24 protein-coding genes and 1 riboswitch are annotated in these 20918 nt (G+C 45.5%); of the genes, 4 read left to right on the forward strand and 20 right to left on the reverse strand.

Annotated elements, in window-relative coordinates:
* Positions 1–56: 56 nt before the first annotated feature.
* The 4 genes from AC1DE7_RS11960 to AC1DE7_RS11975 all read right to left on the reverse strand — a co-directional run bounded on the left by AC1DE7_RS11960 (position 57) and on the right by AC1DE7_RS11975 (position 3484).
* Positions 57–878 carry a hypothetical protein gene (locus AC1DE7_RS11960; RefSeq protein WP_477534429.1) on the reverse strand — a complete coding sequence of 274 codons (822 nt, stop codon included), beginning with the start codon at positions 876–878 and terminating at the stop codon, positions 57–59.
* A 255-nt stretch (positions 879–1133) separates the two neighbouring features.
* Complete coding sequence (locus tag AC1DE7_RS11965; protein ID WP_477534430.1) at positions 1134–1772, reverse strand: hypothetical protein; 639 nt, start codon at positions 1770–1772, stop codon at positions 1134–1136.
* Positions 1756–2847: a glycosyltransferase gene (locus AC1DE7_RS11970; protein ID WP_477534431.1), complete on the reverse strand. Its 1092-nt coding sequence runs from the start codon at positions 2845–2847 to the stop codon at positions 1756–1758. The genes AC1DE7_RS11965 and AC1DE7_RS11970 overlap by 17 nt, the downstream gene beginning before the upstream one ends.
* On the reverse strand, positions 2825–3484 hold the full coding sequence (locus AC1DE7_RS11975) for a glycosyltransferase family 2 protein (RefSeq protein ID WP_477534432.1): 660 nt from the start codon (positions 3482–3484) through the stop codon (positions 2825–2827). Before AC1DE7_RS11975 ends, AC1DE7_RS11970 begins: the two co-directional genes overlap by 23 nt.
* A 190-nt stretch (positions 3485–3674) precedes the next feature.
* Here AC1DE7_RS11975 and AC1DE7_RS11980 point away from each other — a divergent pair, with 190 nt between their 5' ends.
* The 4 genes from AC1DE7_RS11980 to AC1DE7_RS11995 all read left to right on the forward strand — a co-directional run bounded on the left by AC1DE7_RS11980 (position 3675) and on the right by AC1DE7_RS11995 (position 5642).
* Positions 3675–4415, forward strand: coding sequence for a GT-D fold domain-containing protein (locus AC1DE7_RS11980; RefSeq protein ID WP_127550998.1), 741 nt, complete (start codon positions 3675–3677; stop codon positions 4413–4415).
* A gap of 184 nt (positions 4416–4599) precedes the next feature.
* Entirely contained in the window at positions 4600–4869 is a 270-nt protein-coding gene (locus tag AC1DE7_RS11985) for a hypothetical protein (protein WP_477534433.1), read from the forward strand.
* A 175-nt stretch (positions 4870–5044) separates the two neighbouring features.
* The gene (locus AC1DE7_RS11990; protein ID WP_036607823.1) at positions 5045–5272 is read left to right on the forward strand and encodes a hypothetical protein; all 228 of its coding nucleotides are present in this window, start codon (positions 5045–5047) and stop codon (positions 5270–5272) included.
* A gap of 205 nt (positions 5273–5477) precedes the next feature.
* Positions 5478–5642, forward strand: a complete 165-nt coding sequence (locus tag AC1DE7_RS11995) for a hypothetical protein (RefSeq protein ID WP_477534434.1) — start codon at positions 5478–5480, stop codon at positions 5640–5642.
* Between the two features lie 24 nt (positions 5643–5666).
* On the opposite strand, the gene AC1DE7_RS12000 is transcribed toward AC1DE7_RS11995, so the two are convergent.
* The 16 genes from AC1DE7_RS12000 to AC1DE7_RS12075 form a co-directional block, all read right to left on the reverse strand.
* The gene (locus tag AC1DE7_RS12000) at positions 5667–6434 is read right to left on the reverse strand and encodes a peptidoglycan recognition protein family protein (RefSeq protein ID WP_339283293.1); all 768 of its coding nucleotides are present in this window, start codon (positions 6432–6434) and stop codon (positions 5667–5669) included.
* The gene (locus AC1DE7_RS12005) at positions 6431–6856 is read right to left on the reverse strand and encodes a phage holin family protein (protein WP_036607828.1); all 426 of its coding nucleotides are present in this window, start codon (positions 6854–6856) and stop codon (positions 6431–6433) included. The genes AC1DE7_RS12000 and AC1DE7_RS12005 overlap by 4 nt, the downstream gene beginning before the upstream one ends.
* Positions 6857–7017: 161 nt before the next feature.
* Entirely contained in the window at positions 7018–7500 is a 483-nt protein-coding gene (gene ytfJ, locus AC1DE7_RS12010; protein WP_036607830.1) for a GerW family sporulation protein, read from the reverse strand.
* Positions 7501–7647: 147 nt separating this feature from the next.
* Positions 7648–8379, reverse strand: coding sequence for a DUF2953 domain-containing protein (locus tag AC1DE7_RS12015; RefSeq protein ID WP_076251141.1), 732 nt, complete (start codon positions 8377–8379; stop codon positions 7648–7650).
* A 189-nt stretch (positions 8380–8568) separates the two neighbouring features.
* On the reverse strand, positions 8569–9225 hold the full coding sequence (scpB, locus tag AC1DE7_RS12020; RefSeq protein ID WP_127551004.1) for an SMC-Scp complex subunit ScpB: 657 nt from the start codon (positions 9223–9225) through the stop codon (positions 8569–8571).
* The gene (locus AC1DE7_RS12025; RefSeq protein WP_127551006.1) at positions 9194–9994 is read right to left on the reverse strand and encodes a segregation and condensation protein A; all 801 of its coding nucleotides are present in this window, start codon (positions 9992–9994) and stop codon (positions 9194–9196) included. The genes scpB and AC1DE7_RS12025 overlap by 32 nt, the downstream gene beginning before the upstream one ends.
* Positions 9995–10098: 104 nt before the next feature.
* A complete protein-coding gene (gene ribH, locus AC1DE7_RS12030; RefSeq protein ID WP_017687651.1) occupies positions 10099–10566 on the reverse strand; it encodes a 6,7-dimethyl-8-ribityllumazine synthase in 468 nt (155 codons plus the stop codon).
* Between the two features lie 102 nt (positions 10567–10668).
* Positions 10669–11901, reverse strand: coding sequence for a bifunctional 3,4-dihydroxy-2-butanone-4-phosphate synthase/GTP cyclohydrolase II (locus tag AC1DE7_RS12035; RefSeq protein ID WP_076318983.1), 1233 nt, complete (start codon positions 11899–11901; stop codon positions 10669–10671).
* Between the two features lie 32 nt (positions 11902–11933).
* A complete protein-coding gene (gene ribE, locus AC1DE7_RS12040; RefSeq protein WP_127551008.1) occupies positions 11934–12602 on the reverse strand; it encodes a riboflavin synthase in 669 nt (222 codons plus the stop codon).
* A 61-nt stretch (positions 12603–12663) separates the two neighbouring features.
* Positions 12664–13767 carry a bifunctional diaminohydroxyphosphoribosylaminopyrimidine deaminase/5-amino-6-(5-phosphoribosylamino)uracil reductase RibD gene (ribD, locus tag AC1DE7_RS12045; RefSeq protein WP_164783406.1) on the reverse strand — a complete coding sequence of 368 codons (1104 nt, stop codon included), beginning with the start codon at positions 13765–13767 and terminating at the stop codon, positions 12664–12666.
* A 323-nt stretch (positions 13768–14090) separates the two neighbouring features.
* Positions 14091–14259: riboswitch (FMN riboswitch) on the reverse strand.
* A 168-nt stretch (positions 14260–14427) separates the two neighbouring features.
* The gene (locus tag AC1DE7_RS12050) at positions 14428–15735 is read right to left on the reverse strand and encodes a hypothetical protein (RefSeq protein WP_339287218.1); all 1308 of its coding nucleotides are present in this window, start codon (positions 15733–15735) and stop codon (positions 14428–14430) included.
* A 111-nt stretch (positions 15736–15846) separates the two neighbouring features.
* Positions 15847–16278 carry a peptidylprolyl isomerase gene (locus AC1DE7_RS12055; protein ID WP_017687646.1) on the reverse strand — a complete coding sequence of 144 codons (432 nt, stop codon included), beginning with the start codon at positions 16276–16278 and terminating at the stop codon, positions 15847–15849.
* A gap of 248 nt (positions 16279–16526) precedes the next feature.
* Positions 16527–17858, reverse strand: coding sequence for a diaminopimelate decarboxylase (gene lysA, locus AC1DE7_RS12060; RefSeq protein WP_017687645.1), 1332 nt, complete (start codon positions 17856–17858; stop codon positions 16527–16529).
* A gap of 103 nt (positions 17859–17961) precedes the next feature.
* A complete protein-coding gene (locus AC1DE7_RS12065; protein ID WP_036607848.1) occupies positions 17962–19629 on the reverse strand; it encodes a spore germination protein in 1668 nt (555 codons plus the stop codon).
* Positions 19630–19653: 24 nt separating this feature from the next.
* Positions 19654–20082 (reverse strand): stage V sporulation protein AB, encoded by a 429-nt coding sequence (locus tag AC1DE7_RS12070; RefSeq protein ID WP_026080996.1) that lies wholly within the window; start codon positions 20080–20082, stop codon positions 19654–19656.
* Positions 20063–20719 carry a stage V sporulation protein AA gene (locus AC1DE7_RS12075; RefSeq protein ID WP_036672319.1) on the reverse strand — a complete coding sequence of 219 codons (657 nt, stop codon included), beginning with the start codon at positions 20717–20719 and terminating at the stop codon, positions 20063–20065. The genes AC1DE7_RS12070 and AC1DE7_RS12075 overlap by 20 nt, the downstream gene beginning before the upstream one ends.
* Positions 20720–20918 lie beyond the last annotated feature (199 nt).

A 20918-nucleotide genomic window follows, 5' to 3' on the forward strand; every position in this document is an offset into this window, starting at 1 on the left:
GGAGGACACAGATGCCGTTTGATACCTTGCCAGGAGCAATCAACCTTATTTAGATATTAGATCTTGCTTGGTGCGCTGAAGCGTTTGATACTGCCGATTTTTCCATCAGCACGTTCAGGGTCAAGAATCTGCAAAGAGATTGCAGATGCAGAAGCGGCAGCGCGCTGGGCATTGATGCTGAATGTACCTTTTGCACGGCACATGTACAGCTCGGTTTCAACACCTGCATACGAACCATCTTTTTGCTGGAACGTCCCGTGATGAACGACAGAGATTGGGAATGGTACTTCGTCAACCAACAGATCAACCATGTCTACAGTTTCTTCACGTTTGTAGTTCAACACAATCTCTTTACCGATATGGAACGCATTCAGGATGACTACACCGTTCGCTTCGTCGTAGAAGAACGCATTGGGTTCCACGGCTGTTCCTTTAGTAGTGAGTTGTTTCAGCAACGTGTTGGAATCTTTGAGACGAACCGTAATGTCACCGTTACTTCCATAGATATCACTCGCATGCTTCGGTTTGGCTTCCGCAAATCCAGAATTGGAAACGCCTGCAGCCACTGTAGACTGCTCATTCAGCACCCATACATAAGACTTCACTTGCTCTTGTACCGTTGAACCCATCATCAGCTGGATCGCATCCAGATCGAACTTGGCGTCTGTTGCCGATACTTCAATCGATTTGGACTTCACCAGTACATCAATGGCGAACAGACCGTCACCACCAAAGATGTCCTCAAGCTCCACGTTAAGGTCAATTTTCAGATCTTGCAGGGTACCCAGGGTAACTACCTCAATTTCGCCCATCGGATCTTTTGGAAGGCGTTTAGCCATAAACGTACCTACACCTTTGATAATCATTTTTTTAGCCATTGAACAGTCCACTCCTTAGGATAGTATGTAATTTTAGCTACTGAGACTTGCTTAAGCCGGGATCAGGTTAATTGACTTGATGATCGGGAGATCCATTTCGTTTAACCCGTCTGGCTGTTCGCCGTCTCTGCTTTTTATAGTGTAGAACGCTATCTTCAATCCCTAACGATAATGTAAACGAAATATATTGAAGCACGATTAGCCCCGTCATCTTTGCAAAAGGAAAAGGCCTATATACGATCAAAGAAAAGACCCCTACATTAGAGGGGCCACTCTGTTTGGCAAAGCATCTATAATTTGCGCTACCTGTTCTGCACGTTCCTTGATCTCAAATTCATCGGCAGTAACCAGATGAACATGCGAGCAATATTTGCCATGCTCATAGATTCTCTCAGGTGTAATGAAGACAACGTCAGCAACAGCTTCCATCTTGTGTTTGTGCTTCTCGTACTGATCCGGATCGGTCAACGAATCAAATACGACTAGATCAGGATAGGCTGTCTCGACAGAACTTGCCAGCCGACTATCGTTCACCCAATAGATTACGCGATCACCTTGAAACAGCGTACGGACATTATGGCCCACACGGGCTACAACAAAGTTTGGAATCTCCGGATATGGATACTCCAAGGCATCTACCTGATAGAACTCATCACTGGAGTTGATATATATTACATTGTAGCCTACTTCCCCGAGTGCTTTTAACAGCCGTTGTGGTCGACGCCCGAATCGTTCACTATGGAAATCGATCGCAGGCAGATATACAATCGTTGTATCCGTGTTTGGGGTGTAGGTCGTAACATTGAACTCCGTCGCGTCAATCTCTATTTCTTCAAGCTCAATTGTCGGTGTAGTTGATTGGCTACCAAACATTCGTTTAAATATCTTTCTCATTTCTCATACCTCCTATGACCTGATTAATCATCTTCACGGCATCCATTGCCCTGCCATTCCAGCTATTAGACTTAGCCACCCTTACTCTTGCCGCAATTTTGGAAGCACTATTCTCACGAATCGCTTTCTCCAACATCAATCCACAATTATGCTGATTCATAAAGTAAGTTACATCGCTGTACTTATGAACAATTTCCTCCATACGCGTTGTCAACACAGGTTTGCCCGCTGACAAATATTCGTAATACTTGATTGGATCGCAGCCACGGATCATCTCTGTCAGCTTGAATGGCACGATACAGACATCGAATTGAGCAATGTAGGCGGGAAGCACCTTATAATCTTTGTGCGGAAGACAAGTCACATTGGGATGCACAATATTTTTTTGATAGAGGGCATTGTTTCCAATCAAAACAACATGATAACCTTTATCTGCAATAGCGGTAATCAGCGAATAATCCACCCACGATGCCATTGCACCGTGGAAACCCACAATCTTTTGCCCTTCATGAACATCGGGGAAGTCCGCCGGTTTGGGCAGAATAACCCGCGCTTTCTCAAAATGTTGGTAATCTGCCCCGTTAGGGCACATAAAGATTGGTTTGCCGTCATGTTTATGTGCCTCGTACATCACCTTGGCAGTCGTGGCAATAAGATCTGCACGGTCAAAACATTTCGGGATGTAGGATTTCCACACAGCAAACTCATCAGCCGAATTATCCAGGTAATCAAATACGGTAAAATCAAACTTCCGTCCATCCGAATAATTGTACTGACCTGGATTCGAGAACCAGAGTACCTTCTTTCCTTTCACCAGGTGATCGTAGTTCACACCTTTCTGCACAAGGAACAGATCCTCATTTAACTTTTCAATCGGGCGGGTCTGCTTTCTGTAGGTTTCTTCATTGATAAAGATAGCCCGTATACCTGGAATATTAGAGAAGGCGGTCATCAATTGCTGAGGACGTTGGAACAAGAGGTTCCAGTCAAGTGCGGGCGGGTAAACAATGGTCATTTCTATACTTTCAAAAACCGGATTTTCTCGTTGTTTTCTACGAAGCAGCCAATTGAGCAATCAACTCCACTCCTTCCGCATAGGCATGAACGGGACGCAACCGAGTGTCTACAAACAGTTCAAACCCCAATCTTCTAGCTTGCTCACAGAAAGGTGCATCTTCACCTGTTGGATGCGAACCATATCGAACCCCTGCTTCGATCACTTCACGCTTAATCAAATATACGGCACCTGTCAGTTCTACCGGGAACAAACCCGCTTTGAATTCAGGTATATGTTTTCCGCCGCTCATGGCATTATGAGCCTTCAATTTTGGGTGATTCCGTATAAGCATTGCGCATATATCTTTGTCATTATCCATTAACTGCCGTAGGCTACCCTCAGGAATGATGATATCCGTATCAATTGAGAACAGATAATCACAGTCCGATTTCAGAAACTCATCCAGAAGCATATTTCTCAACAACGCCAGATTGTGATAGGAATATTGTCCACGCATATGACCATATGTTCTCCCCAGATTGTGAGTCAGATAAGGAATCTGATAATCATCAAGGATGTGCTCCGTCTGATCTTCACTATCATTCAGGATGTACATATAATGCTTCTGCACTGCTTGTTGCTCAAGTGATTGCAAGTGCCGTTCCATAATCCAAGCCCGGTTTCGTACAGGACTACCTATAAATACGTTTTTCACAGTCCATCCCCTCTCCCTTTTTACATAGTCTAGACTGTTGCTCAATAACCTTCGCACATTGAACTAAAAAGGAGTGATTCCTCAAAAGAAGAGAGAGAACGAAGCATTTTTCCTATTCTAGTACAGAAGGAGTTGATGAATATGTATACCAAAGAAACCATTATTCACACATGGAAAGAAGGTGACACGCATGCTGGGGAGTGTAGAATTAATCCACAACTGGTTCCAAATGGCCTCTGATGGAGAAGCCCATGCTTCTGTTCGATTTGGGGATGCTTCCAACACCATTCTGGCCCACGATACCGTTCTGACTATGGATTTCATCAAGTCTCATTACGGCTGGTTGAACGACCCTACCTATTGCGGGATAACCTTACCCAATGCAAGTGCGAGGGAAATTATCGTACACTGCCTGCGAAAAGCGGATTACGTCGGACATCTGACCCAGACAGATCACTGGTATTTCAAGCCGTTATTCGATATGTGCCTTGCATATTACAAAGTTGAGCCCAGAGAGACCTTCTATGCTTTTGAGAATAATTACATCGCCCGATTCAAGTTATTCTATGAAACATTCAAGACCATGCCTATTCTGATCTGCGGAGCCAAGGCCGAGCAATATCGAGAAGTTCTGGAGCGGAGATACGGGTGGACAAGCATCGTGGGAACGGTGGACTGCCCCTCGTGGTCTCATGTGAGCACAGCATCCAAACAAATGGAACATATCTACCAACAGACACCGTGGAAGCTTGCTCTGGTGTGTGCAGGTGCACCCGGCAAGGTACTGGTTATTAAGGCCAAAGAACTGCAAACCGTAGGTGTTGACTTTGGTTCCGGAGCAGATGTTGCCATTCAAGCCGATAGCGAAAATCTGAACGCATGGGATTACAACGGATTTCCTGATTATTGGGAAGGCAGACCCAAAAAATGACCCTCTCCGGGTCTTTTTTACTGGATAAAACTATGATTCCAAATCCGATTTTATTGACTTAGTAGCTGTTGATAATTTAAACTATCTGCCTTATTATTGTTAAGATAACTCCTAATCTAACCTGGTTTAAACTTGCATGAAGAGGAGCTCTGCTAAGATATTCAAACCGTTGGAGGGAAATGTAATGGCGTACTCGCAGTCAAAGACCGAAATTGTAGCAACTCATTTACGAACAAGATTTATGGAAGGTAACGTAGAGGGACATGAGATCGTTGTTGCCTTGATCAGTATGGTCAAAGCTGAGAAGGTTAATTTAGATGAGGTTGCCCCTATTCTCTCTACAGTCTTTTTTGAACAACCGCAAGGTATTCTATTGGCACTCGAAAAAGCAAGCACTCTGATTGATGATGAATTAATTGATTCCATTATCCACGAAGTAAACGAAAAAGCTTAATCTTACATACAAGGGGAGAGCTTATCATCAGATTTTAATTTACATTAACCAGTTATTCTCTCCACACTTTTAGATTGAATAGATTCATCACTGAGAAATTGGAATTTCTCGTTATTTTCTGTCCTCCTCCGCTTATTCTAGTAGTATTACGAAGGAGGGGACACCAATCGAGACAGTGAATAAAGCCATTTTATTTTTAGCAGTTATTGAAACCATGCTTGAAGCGCTCCACCATACAGAAGTAGATCAGACAGAACTTGTGGATTCGCTTGTCATGTTAGGTTTTGATCCCATTGAGATGTTGTACGAGACAAATACGATTAGATCTTTCCAAAAGATATGCAGGGCTTTCGCAGAACTCCATCTTACAGATGAGGCCCTGGACACGTTCTCAAAAGAGTAGTTACATAAGCAGAACCCCACATCACATTCGACGTGGGGTTCTGCTTTTTTTTGAATTTTGAACCCGTTTTGAACCGGATCAGCTTAACCTTCCCCATCCTGCCTCGTATAGGTCATCTAGGGACCATGGATATCTCCATCGCCCCTGTTGACTCTGACTTAATAAACGAAAGGATGGTTGTATGAGCTCACCCACACCAATATATGTGATCGAAACAAATCAACTCGCTGTTATTGGAGTCGTCGATGAATCATCGATTCAAACCCAATATGAACTTGAGTATCCTGACCATATCGTGATTATACAACATTTTTATTTTTTGAAAGATCCAGCACACTTTAACTCCTGGTTAACAAGCAGACAGGCATAACCTCTATCTGAGATGTACTTTGGGTCAGGACTTTTTACGTCTGCGCTCATCAATTAAAACCTTCAGTAACAGTAACTCTCCATAGGTTAACTTCTTCTTGCGTACCTTCTCTACCCATGCCCAATCTTCAATCACCTTGTCGTTGTAGGCATCTCCAATGTACTGATCAAGTTCATTCCAGGCCCATTGTGCGTAATTAAGAACGGTATTCATATCATCATCCTCCGTGACTGCTACTTCTTGTAGTAGGTTTAATTTTATATGTACTGCTTGCTTAAATCTTTCATATTCACCTGGTTGTTTAATCCATGGCAGCGGGCATTCCTTCCATCCAACCACTTCTTTATGTGTGAAGAAGACGGGTGGAAAGCCCCGTTCCCTGATTAGGTATACCGCGAGGTCTACAACGTTATTAAATGTATCTTCATGAATACTGCCATCCTTTTCAATGCACATCTCAATGCCTACTGTACTATTGTTCGGATATGTCCCAAGTTTGGCTAGCGCTTCCTTCGTGTATGTTGCACTCCCGCAGTGGTAGGCCAGTTCATCATCCGGTAGACTGTTATATATCGAAGTTCGATCTACCGAGAAGTGCGCGCTTGCATAACGACCTTTCACTGCTTTATTGGAATCCTGCTGTGCCAAACTTGCAAAGTATTTGCTAATGTTCTTCGCGGGCGCTCCGGGAGAAGCCGTATAATGCATCACAATTCCACGTTTCGCTTTTAATTTAAGTCCGGCCCGACTGTATTTATTCACAGGTATGTAATCCTTATTGATCTGTATCATGACATCTTCTCCTTATCTTCAACTTGATCTTCATTCCCTCGAAGCTTAAAGAGTGCTGAAGTGATAAACTTCGGTACAGGCAGGCCCAGTTTCCCCATGTTCTCCAAAATACTGATTCCTTCGGTACCAATGATGAACATTAACATCGCATCTCTCATAAAATCATTGGAATTGCCTGCAACCATATCCAGTTGATGTGCAATAATGACAAAAACAAATGTCAATGACTTACGAGCAAGCCCCCACCATCCAACCCTGCTGGATAACTCCTTCCTATACCATGCAGACAGCACCCCTGTGATGTAATCCAGCCCCACAAAGATGGTCACGGCAATAAACAGGTGATCAATTCCTCCTACCAAATACACGACTGCCGATAGCAGCCAGCCAAACAAAACCATAAACACGGTATCTCTGTGCATTAACGTTCCCCCTTTAATAACCTATTTCATGTCTAGGTTAGGCGGATCATAGACATAAGTCTCATGCAATACGGAAACCTCCGAAAAAACACTCACCATCTGCTATACAAACAGCAAAAATCCCTCACGCTTGGATGCGGGAGGGATCATGACGAAATGATTCAGCTGTAGGTTGATGGATCTGGTGTAACTGGTACACCTGTTGTATTCGTTGGTGTTGTATTCCGTTGGAACATGCCTTGAATTCGGTCCAAAACATAAGGGGTGGAGTCAATGAGTTTCTCAAACAGATGTGTGGAGTTATCGAGTGGTACAATGTGTACCCCCTGTTTACCTACAACCAGGAACGCAATAGGACGTATGGATACACCGCCGCCACTACCGCCACCAAATGGAGAAGCTACTTTAGCTGAACTCGCATGTTCAGCAGAGGTACCCGTAGCACCACTTTTGCCACTACTTTCTCCATTAACGTGAAAATCACTACCACCCGCAGCAAATCCGAATCCCACCTTACTGATTGGCAGAATCACGGTACCATCTGGTGTTTCGACTGCATCGCCAACAATTGTATTGACATCCACCATGGCCTTGATATTTTCCATTGCGGTTTCCATTAAGCCTTGAATTGGATGATCTGACATTTAAATTCCCTCCAGTTTCAATGTAAGCTAGGTTTGATCTAACCATATCATCCCCAAACTTGAAGGGACTTATGTAATAAGCATTTTAAATACACTCACCAAATCCCAACCTTACATTCCCAAAAACAGACCGACTATGATGGGTTTTTATACTGTTGTCCCACTAAGTTTCTTCTTTTGCTTCTCCTTATGCCTGCGGCGCTGTTCCTGAAGAAGCTTGAACCACATCCGCCATCCGCCTTCGACTTGAAACACACGGGTGAGTAGTGTAACTCCAGCGATCAGAACGGCTGTAATCCGAATTTTCACTCTGAAATCAAGTTCCGTTCTAAATTCCATTTCATCGGACCATACCGGCATAACCTGAAGCACAGGTGTTTCATCAAAGCGGATCTGATAGGTGAGAAAACCAATAATAATGGACTTGATACTCCACACCCAGCCCGTCAGCACCGCTGTATATGCTGCATCACCAACGCCGATGTGGGTAGCCCAGGACAGTTGGGTCATATGTACGCGTGTGAGTGTTTGCTTCAGCCACAGCTTGAGCGCGTCCGTTGCCCTAAGCATAATTTTCACATCTTTAGCCCACTTCTTGACTTTGCGTTTGTTGACCCGCTCGCTACCCTGGGCCTCGCCTCTCGAATGATTCATGGATTGTTCGGTCTTGACCAGAAAACCTTCCTTCATATTGCGAAAAACAATACTCGGTATCTCATAGTTAATCCGCACAATCCCATAGAGAAGACGAACATTAATATTGGCGTAATCATCACTTTTATGTTTACTGAATGTAAAATGTACATGAACATTTGAGATGAGGACTGCGGCAATCAGCAATGCGAACAACAAACCGATTCCTCCAAGCCAAATCCACACAGGCCTTACCTCCAAGCCCTCAATTCTTTTCTCGTCTAGTATGGCACTTTGAATAGGAAAAAATTCACGTCTGACCTAAAAATCCCATTTGATATTTGTTTGGAAACTGTTTTATTCACCATTTATCTAAAAACAATGCGCAAAAAAACCGACTCCACTGATGGGTGTCGGTTAGTATGAGCTTGCAAATTAGAGTGAAGAATCCGTATTATCGTCTTCGTTGTCAAATTGACTTGCATCATCTGTTGGATCAGCACTTTCCGGTTCCAGTTGTTGCAAATCCAGTTTGTTGAACAACAGTTGTGTCTCTTCTTCCAGGTTTTCCGAATCTTCGAACAAGCCCGGTTCCGGAAGGTCTTTAATTGAAGCCAGTCCGAAATAATCGAGGAATGACTTGGTTGTTCCGTACAGAATTGGTCGTCCGATCGCCTCGGCTCGTCCCACTTCAATAATTAGATCCTTATTCACAAGCGTATGGATGGCCCGCTCCGATTTTACACCGCGGATTTCCTCAATCTCTACCCGTGTAATGGGCTGCCGGTACGCTACAATAGCCAGCGTCTCCAGAGCCGCTTGGGATAAGGACGTACGCGCGGGAGAGTATGCCAGTTTCTCGAAATATACAGCGTGGTCAGGCAAGGTGCCCAACTGAACTACACCCGCGATCTTGAGAATCTGTACACCTCGTCCCTGCTGTGAAAATTCATGAATCATCTCCTCAATCGCGTCCGTTACAAGTTCCACTCGCTGGTCGACGATCTCGGCGATTTGTTTGATACTCAGACCTTCTTCTCCGGACAAAAACAGTAGGCCTTCAATAATCGATTTCAATTTCGGAAAATCCATGATTCTTTGTTTCCCCTCTCCACTCCATAACAATATCCTCAAACATCCGTTCCTGATAACAGACAATCTGCTTCATCTTCATCAGTTCCAGCACCGCCAGAAAAGTGACAACAATCTCATGGCGATAGATATGCTCATCCATCAACTTGGAGAATAACAGTCTGCCTCCCGGCCCCATACTTTCCAAAGCGCCGATGACATCCCGTATCCGGTCTTTAACCGAAATCTCATCCCGTTTGATTCGAGTTACAGTTGTGCGCTTCTCAGCCTTGCGTAGCGCCTTCTGAAAGGCTGCAATCAGGTCAGAGGTGTGTAAACCCTCAACCGGATTCGATTGGGCTTCTACGGGCATATAGGGGCGCAGATCCTCGGGCTCTTTGGAAAATATAAGGCTGCGTTCCCACTCCCGTTCATGAAGATGACGCGCAATTCCCTTGTACTTGCGATATTCTATCAGACGTGCAATCAGCTCTGCACGTGGATCATAATCTTCTTCTTCCATAAAATCATAATCCTCGAAGTCCTCAATGACCGGTGGTTTGGGCAATAAAAGTTTGCTCTTGATCGCCAGCAATGTTGCTGCCATGACCAGAAATTCACTCGTAATATCCAGTTCCAGTTCCTGCATCGAATGCAGATACGCCATGTATTGATCGGTAATATCGCTGATGGGAATATCCTGGATATGAATTTCAGCCTTATCAATCAGATGAAGCAGCAGATCCAAAGGCCCTTCAAAAGTCTCCAGTTTGTATGTAACTACCGTCACTAGACGAATCCTCCCGCCAGAAAAATACAAAACCCTGCTAAGCCGTCCGAATCCGGTTTCCCGTGTTCGTCTGCGCAAAGCAGGGCACTACTATTAAATAAGCACTATTTTAGCTGTTTCGTCAAGTTTGCCATCTCAATTGCCGCCGTAGCTGCATCCCAACCTTTGTTACCCGCCTTGGTTCCGGCACGTTCAATCGCTTGTTCAATATTTTCTGTTGTAACCAGTCCAAAGATCGTAGGCACGCCAGTTTTCAGGTTAATTGCTGCTACCCCTTTAGCCATCTCGTTGCACACATAATCGTAATGCGTAGTTGATCCACGAATAACGGTTCCCAGGGTAATCACCGCATCATACTTGCCGCTCTCCGCCATTTTCTGCGCAATCAAAGGGATTTCGAACGCACCTGGAACCCAGGCTACATCCACTTCATCATCCTGCACGCCGTGGCGTTTGAATGCATCGAGTGCTGCGCTAAGCAATTTACTGGTAATGAATTCGTTAAAACGTCCAACGACAACTCCATATCTGGATCCTTCTGATACTAAATGTCCTTCAAAAAATTGTGGCATTCAAGTCATCTCCCTAACGGTATAATGTAATGTAAGTAACGGAAATCCCTAAGTAATCTCTTCCATAAATTACATGGTGAACGTTATTCATCTAAAATATATTTACTGTTCGTTCTGCTCGATATCATCAAACTTGAGCATATGCCCCAGCTTGGCTTGCTTGGTATGAAGATACACCGTATTGTCCTCGTTCTCCTCCATCTGGATCGCGACACGCTCTACGACTTCAAGTCCATATCCTTCAAGGCCTTTAATTTTACGAGGGTTGTTAGTTAGCAGTCTGATCTGACGAACCCCAAGGTCTTTCAGAATTTGAGCGCCAATTCCGTAATCACGCAAGTCAGCAGCAAAACCCAAACTCAGGTTTGCATCAACAGTATCCATACCTTCCTCTTGCAGCTTATAGGCTTTGAGTTTGTTGATCAGGCCAATACCCCGACCCTCTTGTCTCATATAAAGCAGTACACCATTGCCTTCCTCGTGAATCTGTTTGAGTGCTGCATCAAACTGCGGACCACAGTCACAACGATGAGAATGGAATACATCACCTGTCAAACATTCAGAGTGCACACGTACAAGCACAGGTTTCGAACCATCAATTTCTCCTTTGACCAGAGCCACATGTTCCTTATTGTCCACAGCATTTGTATAAGCCACCGCTTGAAACTCACCAAAGTCCGTCGGCATACGCACAGCCACTTCACGTTGAACCAGCTGCTCTTTTTCGTTACGGTAACGAATCATGTCCTGAATACTGATCAGCTTCAGATCATGCTTGCGGGCAATCTCCTGCAGATCCGGAAGTCTGGCCATCGTGCCATCTTCCTTAATCACTTCACAAATAACGCCAGCAGGGTAGGAACCACACATGATAGCGAGATCTACAGCCGCTTCCGTATGTCCGGCACGACGAAGTACACCGCCGTCTTTTGCAATCAGCGGGAACATGTGACCAGGCTTACGGAAGTCCCCGGCTTTTGCCTCAGGATCGATTAGACCTTTCACGGTAATAGAGCGTTCATGTGCCGAGATACCTGTTGTTGTATCTTTGTGATCCACAGAGACGGTGAAGGCTGTTCCATGGAAATCCGTATTTTGTTGAACCATCGGTTTCAGGTTAAGTTCGTCCGCACGTTGTTGTGTAATCGGAACACAGACCAGACCTCTACCTTCAGTAATCATGAAATTAATGACTTCAGGCGTCGCCTTTTCGGCCAAAGCGATAAAATCGCCTTCATTCTCCCGATCTTCATCATCCACAACAATGACGGGTTTACCACGCATGAGATCATATATGGCTTCTTCTATTGTGTCCAGAATGGATTGTTCTGACATTGGTCCACCTCCAGTTAATTTCTGTTCTCTATTTATGCAAATCCGTGATTGGAGAGAAAATCTTCACTGATACTGCGCGGCTTGCCAGTACCCGTCTCCCGATGTCCTCTCCCATACTGGAGCAGATGATCCACATATTTGCCCAAAATATCGCATTCGATATTAATGGTATCCCCTGTCTTTTTCACATTTAGTACAGTTTCACCAATGGTATGCGGGATAATGGAAACCGTGAATGCGGTATCCGATGTATGGACAACGGTCAAGCTAATGCCATCCAGTGTAACCGATCCTTTGGGGATCAGATATTTGAACAACTGGTGATCATCAGGCTTGATCTCAAACACAATTGCATTCTGATCACGTGTTATACTGCCAATCACTCCAGTACCATCGACATGACCCTGAACGATATGTCCGCCAAAACGACCGCCTGATTGCATGGCCCGCTCCAGATTAACTTTACTGCCAGATTGCAGCTGACTGAGATTGGTATGGCGATAGGTTTCAGGCATTACATCGGCGGTAAAACCTCCACCTTCGAGCGTTGTCGCAGTTAAGCACACGCCGTTCACTGCTACACTATCACCAATCTTCAGATCGTCCATGATGGCGGAAGCTCCGATATTCAGGACCATCGCTTCGCCTTTCCGACCAATACGCCGGATCTGACCGACTTCTTCCACCAAACCGGTAAACATGCTGCCGCCTCCCTTTTTCAAGTTATAAAGAACCTAACTTTCTACTTTCAAATCCATTTATTTATTCAGGCCACACCGGAATACCGCCAATGCTGATATTATCTCCAACTTGTTCAATCTCCAACTGATTCAATTGAATCGCCTGATTCATACGTTCCACACCCTCGAAGCGGAAGCTTCCAGGTGTATCATAACCGCCTACAATCTTCGGAGCGATAAACATGAGCAGTCGATCAACCAACCGTGCCTCCAGCATAGCTCCATTCAAGGTACCTCCACCTTCAAGCAAAATTGAACCAATGTCACGCTCACCCAACTTGCTAAGTCCGTTTAACAGATCCACACGTGGTCCAGGACCACAGCGTATAATCTCGACGCCGTAGGCTTCCAAACGTTCAGCAGCTTCAGGACTGGCTTCGTCTGTTGTCAGCACCCATGTTGGAGCAAGACCATCCTTAACCATTTTGGCACCTACGGGAAGACGTAACTTGGAATCCACTACAATGCGCACTGGACTAATGCCTTCGACTTGCAAACGGGTTGTAAGTTCCGGATTATCGGCGATTACCGTGTCGACGCCAACCATAATTCCCTGGTGCCGATGACGAAGGGCATGCACAATCTCACGAGCGGGCTCGTTAGAGATCCACTTGCTGTCTCCGCTGCGCGTTGCAATTTTGCCATCCAAAGTAGTAGCCGTCTTCAGTGTCACGAAAGGTAGACCCGTTGTAATAAACTTAATGAATTTTTCATTCATGCGTCTTCCACGCTCACGCAGTACGCCAACTTCAACTTCAATGCCTTGTTGACGAAGCATGCTTATACCCCTGCCGGATACTTGCGGATTTGGATCTTCACAACATACCACAACACGTTTCACCTTTTCATGAATCAGGCGTTCACTACAAGGTGGCGTCTTGCCATAATGACTACAAGGCTCAAGTGTAACGTATACCGTACTTCCTTCTGCATCACTGCCTGCCATGTTAAGTGCATGCACCTCTGCATGACCGGTTCCACGTTTCAGATGGCTCCCCAGGCCTACAATACGACCCTCTTTCACAACTACACATCCAACGACCGGATTAACCCCCGTCTGTCCCTGTGCTCGTTCCGCCATATCCAATGCCAGTGCCATATAAAATTCATCATTGATCATTTCCAAATCCGTTCACCCCGCGGTTTAAAGTCTTGTTTATTAAAAAATCCCCGTCGAACAATCAGTTCGATGGGGATGATGAGAGACAAATGTCACCAGCAGGAGTGAAATGGATACAGCACGCCAACACTTTGCCCAAAACTTCATTTCGGGCAAGTGAAAATAGACACATACCTTAATGAACATCAATTACAGGTAAAGAGCTTTTATAGTGCGGCATATGTATGGAACTGTCCGGCGTAACCGGATCTTCCCTGCACAGTGCAAGACATCACAAATCGTGACTGTGCAGCAATACTCCTGCTGAATGCAAACCTGTTAGGTCTGCACCTCTCCTTCTCCCATCCAGACTATACTGTCGGTTCTGGAATTACACCAGATCAGCCATCTGCCAATGGCAGACAGGTCACGGACTTTGCATCAAGTGCTGGACACATAGGTCCTTACACTTCCTGCATCACCGCCGGTAGGGAATTGCACCCTGCCCTGAAGGATTGCTTTCGTTATTACTTGGATGTTAGCACTTTAATGCCAAAAAATCAATTGTTTTTTGTTCCTTTTTGTCACATACTAACTTTTAATAAGCTAAGAAACAACAAAAAACCGCTTCCTCTCAAGGAGGCACGGTTTTTGTTTGGAGACCCATTTCACATCCATCGTATCATTCTACATATCAGGAAAACACCAGCTCGCCATATGCTTTAATTCTTTGGCATTATGGAATGGAGTGCGATCAGGTTCTTGCAGGGGCGAAGTCGGAAGCGGGAACTCTCTTGCCACCCTTCTGACCCAACTTGTGGAATCGATCGCAATAGCCGAGCATTTCCAGCGTCCATTCGCTCTCGGTCGAAACGTCCCATGCAAATCTGCTTTACCCGGCATCTCTGGAAAGACACCATCCAGATATTCAACGATGACGCGCTTGTCTCTGACTTCATGACAATATACAGTCACCCATACACCTTCTCGGACCCGAACAGCATACACATCGCCAGACTGTACCTCCCCGGTACCTGCATCAGGAGATGCCTTTGGTACTTTTCCACGAACACTTCTCTTCTTCTCCAATGCCCCTAAGATCGTGTCCTTTAGAGCTGGACTCTCATCAGGCTTATCCGCAAGAGATATATTATTCAGATCAAAATCATGAAATATCTTGTTCAGGTTGTTCTCATTAATTCCGACAGATGAGTCCCACCACGCCAGAGGGGCCTGCACTTCCACCCGCACATTGGGGCGTGCGTCACGCTGCATATAAGAGGTGAATTCCGTGATCATTCCGGGATGTTCCGGCGTATCCAATATGCCAATCAGAGCTAACGTCTCAAGCAAATCACGGTAAGCATATTCCTTCTGTGTAGGCAAAAGACGTTCCTTCTTGAGCGCTACTGCTGCCTTGCTGTAACGTGTTTTGGGAGGTAATTCGCGCAGCACCGTTAACACCGCACGGAATGTCCAGCGGTCGTACTCATTGGGTATTGGAAGCTCCTGTGCGGTAGCCAGCTCTCGAAGTGCCAACACGCATCCAAAAGGATCACCGTCCAACGGGGTTCCATTGGTCATCCGCCAATACCATTGCAGCGTTGTGTCGGTTGCTTGATCTACACTTAATCCGCAGATCTTACAAGTGTTCGAAGATGGATATGGCGTATGTTCATGACTTGGCATACTGCTCGCAATAAGCTTGCCCGTAAGCAACGAGCGCCAGATCATGGGTGCTGACCACAAAGAGGATACAAAGGCCTGCGCTGCATCATTGATCGTCCATTGATTCGCAACTTTTTTCAGCTCAGTAATCGTTTCATCATGTTGCGGACGTACAAAGCGATTCGGTTCATGCCCGGCTGTCTCAAGCGCTTCTCGATCCTTTACGGATAGACTATCCGGAACGACATGGCGCGATGCCTGCAATTCTTCATCCCACAACGTGCGCTCACTATAAATTTGTTTTAACAAGCTTAGCTGAGTAACCATATCCAAGGTTTTATTCATCCTTTCTAATTATCGATTTGAAGTATGTAAAAATAAAAAAAGTGCTTCTATAAGAGAAGCACTTCATGTTTGGATCCAGTTAAGGTGAAGGTATTAAGCTTCTACAACTTCAACAGTTTCCATTTTGTCTTTACCTTCTAAAGCGTCCACGAACTCCATACCTTTAGTTACTTTACCAAATACAGTATGTTGTCCATCCAAATGTGGTTGCGGTTGGTAGCAGATATAGAACTGGCTTCCACCTGTGTTACGGCCAGCATGTGCCATAGCAAGTGTTCCGCGCTCATGTTTGTTTGGGTTAATTTCACAGTTGATTGTGTAACCTGGGCCACCTGCACCGCTACCGTTAGGGCATCCGCCTTGAGCTACAAAGCCCGGGATAACGCGGTGGAATGTAAGACCATTGTAGAAACCGGAATTAGCCAGTTTCTCAAAGTTTGCTACTGTGTTTGGAGCTTCTTGATCGAACAGATCGATCAGAACTTCTCCGCCGTTTGCCAATTTAATTTTCGCTTGTTTCGCCATATGTAAATGACTCCTTTCGTATTGACCATCGTTAATGGTGCCAGAACGCATGACCCTGGGCCAAGCATTACAGCACTTTTCTTAGTGTACACCGAAAATGTCTGGATCGCAAAAAAAACGGCAACTTTTTTCATGATTTAGCTCAAATACTCAAAAAGCAGACAAAAAAGGAAGTTCCTTTTTCATCTGCTTCAACTGCAAAATCCCTATATCTTGAATAATGCAGAAACGCATTATCTTTTGACGAATTAGCGAGTAACTGGCTGTTTTCCAATGCGCGCAGGTACCAGGTCATTCTGGATGATATCTTGATACGTCTCACGGCGTACCACGACATCCCCTTGACCGTCTTTGACAAAGACAACGGCTGGACGACGAATCCGGTTGTAGTTGCTCGCCATGGAGTAGTTATACGCACCTGTGCAAGCTACAGCGAGTAGGTCGCCACTTTCCACTTTTGGCAGGTCCAGATCCCAGATCAACATATCGCCACTCTCGCAACATTTACCCGCAACAGATACTGTTTCCTGAGCAGCCTCATTCGCACGATTGGCAAGCACAGCTTCATACTTGGATTCATACAAAGCAGGACGTGGGTTATCGGTCATACCACCATCAACGGCAACGTATTTACGCACACCTGGAATGTCTTTGCTTGTTCCAACGGTATATAGCGTTGTTCCCGCTTCACCCACGATGCTGCGGCCTGGCTCAACCCAGATCTCAGGTACGGCATAGCCGATTTGAGCAAAATGATTTTTAACGGCGTCTGTAATAGCCTTCACGTATTGTGCAACTTCAAGTGGCGTATCTCCATCGATATAACGGATTCCGAATCCACCACCAAGGTTAACCACTTTGAAAGCAACATTAAGACGCTCATATACACTTGCTGCAAATTCGGCAACACGTTGAACCGCCATCTGGAAGCCTTCAACTTCGAAGATCTGGGAACCGATGTGGGAATGCACACCGAGCAATACCAGATTAGACTGCTTGGAAGCCAAGTCAATCGCTTCAAATGCTGTACCATTACCGATATCGAATCCAAATTTCGAATCCGTCTGACCTGTAGAAATATATTCATGCGTATGTGCCTCAACACCAGGCGTCACACGAAGCAAAATGTTTACTTTACGATTTTTGTCCGCTGCTACAGCCTGCAACAGATGCAATTCATTGAAGTTATCAACAACAAAGCATCCAATCTCTGCATCAAGAGCCATTTCGATCTCTTCCAGCGTTTTGTTGTTACCGTGGAAGTGAATGCGCTCAGCCGGGAATCCTGCTTGCAGTGCAGTAAACAGTTCACCGTCAGATACAACATCCAAGGAAAGTCCTTCTTCAGCTGCAAGGGCACACATCGCCATTACACAGAATGCTTTACTTGCGTAAGCAACCTGGAAGCCCAGTCCGGAAGCACGGAATGCTTCCATGTACTCTCTGCAACGCTCACGAACCAATTGCTCGTCCACAACGTACAGGGGAGTTCCAAACTGTTCTTTCAGATCTGTTGCATCAACTCCGCCAATCTCCAGATGCCCTTGCGCATTTATTTTACTTGTACCATGTAAATACATAATCTGCATTCCTCACTTTTTATATACTGGAACAATTGATATTCCAATGATTTTACACCAGTATATCAAATTAGGCAGCGAGATGAATGGATTTTTTGGAAGATCATTTGTGTTTTTTACTTTTTTGCAGTTCCCCGTCCGGATCATCGGACATTTTGGTGTTGTCACGGGTTTTATTGAATGATGGACGTTTTTTATTTTCCAGCAGCGGAAGCCGGAATAAAAAGTTGCCCAAGGCCTTTGCATTAAACGGTATAAAAGGCCAGAGATACGAAGAATTGTACGACCGGTGAACGGTGAGCGCCAATATGAGTAATGTACAGCCCACGACCAACCCCGGAACCTTGAATATCGCAACAGCGACTAGCAGAACCAGCCTGACCAGCCTATTGGCGAGACCCAATTCGTAACTTGGCGTGGCAAACATACCGATGGCTGCGATGGCCATATAGAGCACAACCTCATTGACAAAGTATCCTGTTTTCACCGCGATATCCCCGACTAGAATGGCCGCGATTAAGCCCATAGCCGATGCCAGAGGTGTAGGCGTATGGACCGCTGCCATACGTAATAAATCGACGCCCAGTTCGATCAGTAGAAACTGTAGAATCAGCGGTAGCTTTACATTTTCCTGTGGACCAATGAAGTCAAGTCCCATCGGTTTAATCGAAGGGTCAATAACCATGAGAAGCCATAATGGTAGCAAAAACAACGAGATGAGAATCCCTGCAAAACGCACCCATCGTAAATATGTTCCCATCAAGGCCGTCTGTCTGTTCTCCTCCGCATGCTCACATAGGTCGAAAAAGGTCGTTGGTAGAATCATCACACTGGGGGAAGTGTCTACGAAAATGACGACTCGTCCTTCCAGCAAATGAGAAGCTGTAACATCTGGTCGTTCCGAATAACGAACGAGTGGGAACGGATTCCAACCCTTGTTGATAATCGCTTCCTCCAGCTGTTTATCGGCTGCGGGAATACCATCGATATCTACTCGCTGAATTTTTTCACGAACTGAATCGACCTGCACTTTATCCACAATATCATCAATATACACCACGCAGACATCGGTTTGTGTTCTCCGCCCTACCTGCATAATCTCAAACTTCAGTCCCGGGTCGCGTATTCTGCGACGCACCAGGGTCACGTTAGTCAGGAGTGTTTCGGTAAAGCCGTCTCTGGAACCTCGGACTACCCTTTCCAAGGAAGGTTCTTCGGGTGAACGTACTGGATAACTCCGGGTATCCATAATTAAGACCGAGCGGTCTCCTTCAACGAACATTGCGCTCATACCGGTAAGAACCTTGTTGATGACCGCACTCATCTTCTCGACTTTCTCCACCTGAATATGGGGAATGTAACATTCAAAATAAGATTTGAGAGCATGTCCGGACACGTCATCCGGCGTGAGATAGGTCAGTCTTTTCAACACTTCAAGCAAAATCTCATCCTTGGCGAAACCGGTGATCATCAGCAACCCAACGTGCTTGCCACCCAGAACCATTTCCCTCATATTCACGTCGAAGGATTCTCCGAGCCCCAGTACCTGTTGCAGTGTATATCTATTCTCACTCATGCGTGGGGAGATATCATCGTTTTCCTGCCAATATTGTACAGATTCCTCAATGCTGTCGGACATCTCATTTTGTTTTTTCTTACTGTACGCTTTCTCCTCTTCTTCCTTCTGAATCTCATAAGCAGACTTGTGTAACATCTCTTCCGTTATACCTTCACTATTTTCCTGGCCTGTGTGCTCCGTTCGTTCATCCATCTTCCATCCTCCTATGGCCACGAGTTACCGTTGATATATAAAAAAATCAAACAGGGAACCTGTCATTTTACCCAAAATCATGGCGAGCAGTAATCCAAACAAATAAGGTTTCATGCCCAATCGTTTGGCTAGCACGGGTAGTACATTGAGTACCTCAGTGAGCGCTGCGGCCAGCAGACCGATGAACACGCCACAGAATAAACCAACGATTGGGCTGAGCAGCAGCACCCCATGCATTTTCCAGTGCCAGAAGTCCGCCACCGTCCCGAGCAGTGAACCACCAATTAGCGCCCCTTCGTACCAGTGAGTTTTGTCATACGATTGCGTAAGTTGAGCCAACCTGGGAATCATATCGAGCACCAGAATGAGCGCAATTACGCCGCTCCCTACGGCAATTCCCCCTGCAATACCCAATACAATGCTGATTGCTCCATTAAGAACGCTCATCCGCATTCATCTCCCTGCGTTCCTGCTCGTGCATCCGTTCACTTTCTTCAATCACCACATATTTATCTACATTTTGCTGGTATAGGAACATCTCTACTTCCAGCGGGGTAGGTTCCTCATTCCATTTTTTCTTGAACAAATGATTAAAAAATACTGCCATTCCGAATCCAATGCCAATGGAATACGCCACTTGGAACAGATAGGGATGTTCGTCCCGATGCCCAGTAAGCATCTCCACAATACGAATCTGTACTTCCTGCATGTTCACATCGGCATGAAAATTCATAATGGTTAAGGCCGATCCGAAGAACAGCAGCAGCCAAACCAATATGAACAGAGACTTGGAAGGTTGACCATTTCCTGCAATGACTTCAACCAACGTATGGCCTGATCCAATCAGTTCCACACTTACCTCCGGCAAGATGTTCCGAATTCGTGGAATAATCTGCAATATATCAATGAGGATCAGATTGCCATCCTCCGGTCCAGGGCGCAGCAGTTCAAGCTCCAGTAGCTTCCCCTCCTGGTCTTCAGAAGAGGTCAGTACATGTGCAATGTCTCCAAGCTTGACTGCTCTGCCCCTCTGGATGCGAATACGGCTGCGCAGACGAATATAGACCATTGGAGTGGGTGTCTGGGACATCCATAGCACTCCTTTACTGCGTAATTTAGGTTAGTATTTGAAGAATGTGCAAATTTATTACAAACTGGTTGGAAAAAAGGTGGAAGGTTGAGTTGACGCTGCGGGATGGATCCGGTCATTGGTCGCTGTTGCTCGGGGGAGGATACACGCAGACACTCTGACGGCAGACCAACCTTCTGATCGCTGTTGTCTCCAAATT

This window comes from Paenibacillus sp. 10L310, assembly GCF_056395745.1.

What these genes read in the sequence shown, in the direction of transcription:
- AC1DE7_RS11960 (WP_477534429.1), bottom strand. Translation starts at nt 878, where the DNA reads ATGGCTAAAAAAATGATTATCAAAGGTGTAGGTACGTTTATGGCTAAA.
- AC1DE7_RS11965 (WP_477534430.1), bottom strand. Translation starts at nt 1,772, where the DNA reads ATGAGAAAGATATTTAAACGAATGTTTGGTAGCCAATCAACTACACCG.
- AC1DE7_RS11980 (WP_127550998.1), top strand. Translation starts at nt 3,675, where the DNA reads ATGCTGGGGAGTGTAGAATTAATCCACAACTGGTTCCAAATGGCCTCT.
- AC1DE7_RS11985 (WP_477534433.1), top strand. Translation starts at nt 4,600, where the DNA reads ATGGCGTACTCGCAGTCAAAGACCGAAATTGTAGCAACTCATTTACGA.
- AC1DE7_RS12000 (WP_339283293.1), bottom strand. Translation starts at nt 6,434, where the DNA reads ATGATACAGATCAATAAGGATTACATACCTGTGAATAAATACAGTCGG.
- AC1DE7_RS12005 (WP_036607828.1), bottom strand. Translation starts at nt 6,856, where the DNA reads ATGCACAGAGATACCGTGTTTATGGTTTTGTTTGGCTGGCTGCTATCG.
- ytfJ (WP_036607830.1), bottom strand. Translation starts at nt 7,500, where the DNA reads ATGTCAGATCATCCAATTCAAGGCTTAATGGAAACCGCAATGGAAAAT.
- scpB (WP_127551004.1), bottom strand. Translation starts at nt 9,225, where the DNA reads ATGGATTTTCCGAAATTGAAATCGATTATTGAAGGCCTACTGTTTTTG.
- ribH (WP_017687651.1), bottom strand. Translation starts at nt 10,566, where the DNA reads ATGCCACAATTTTTTGAAGGACATTTAGTATCAGAAGGATCCAGATAT.
- AC1DE7_RS12035 (WP_076318983.1), bottom strand. Translation starts at nt 11,901, where the DNA reads ATGTCAGAACAATCCATTCTGGACACAATAGAAGAAGCCATATATGAT.
- ribE (WP_127551008.1), bottom strand. Translation starts at nt 12,602, where the DNA reads ATGTTTACCGGTTTGGTGGAAGAAGTCGGTCAGATCCGGCGTATTGGT.
- AC1DE7_RS12050 (WP_339287218.1), bottom strand. Translation starts at nt 15,735, where the DNA reads ATGGTTACTCAGCTAAGCTTGTTAAAACAAATTTATAGTGAGCGCACG.
- AC1DE7_RS12055 (WP_017687646.1), bottom strand. Translation starts at nt 16,278, where the DNA reads ATGGCGAAACAAGCGAAAATTAAATTGGCAAACGGCGGAGAAGTTCTG.
- lysA (WP_017687645.1), bottom strand. Translation starts at nt 17,858, where the DNA reads ATGTATTTACATGGTACAAGTAAAATAAATGCGCAAGGGCATCTGGAG.
- AC1DE7_RS12065 (WP_036607848.1), bottom strand. Translation starts at nt 19,629, where the DNA reads ATGGATGAACGAACGGAGCACACAGGCCAGGAAAATAGTGAAGGTATA.
- AC1DE7_RS12070 (WP_026080996.1), bottom strand. Translation starts at nt 20,082, where the DNA reads ATGCGGATGAGCGTTCTTAATGGAGCAATCAGCATTGTATTGGGTATT.
- AC1DE7_RS12075 (WP_036672319.1), bottom strand. Translation starts at nt 20,719, where the DNA reads ATGTCCCAGACACCCACTCCAATGGTCTATATTCGTCTGCGCAGCCGT.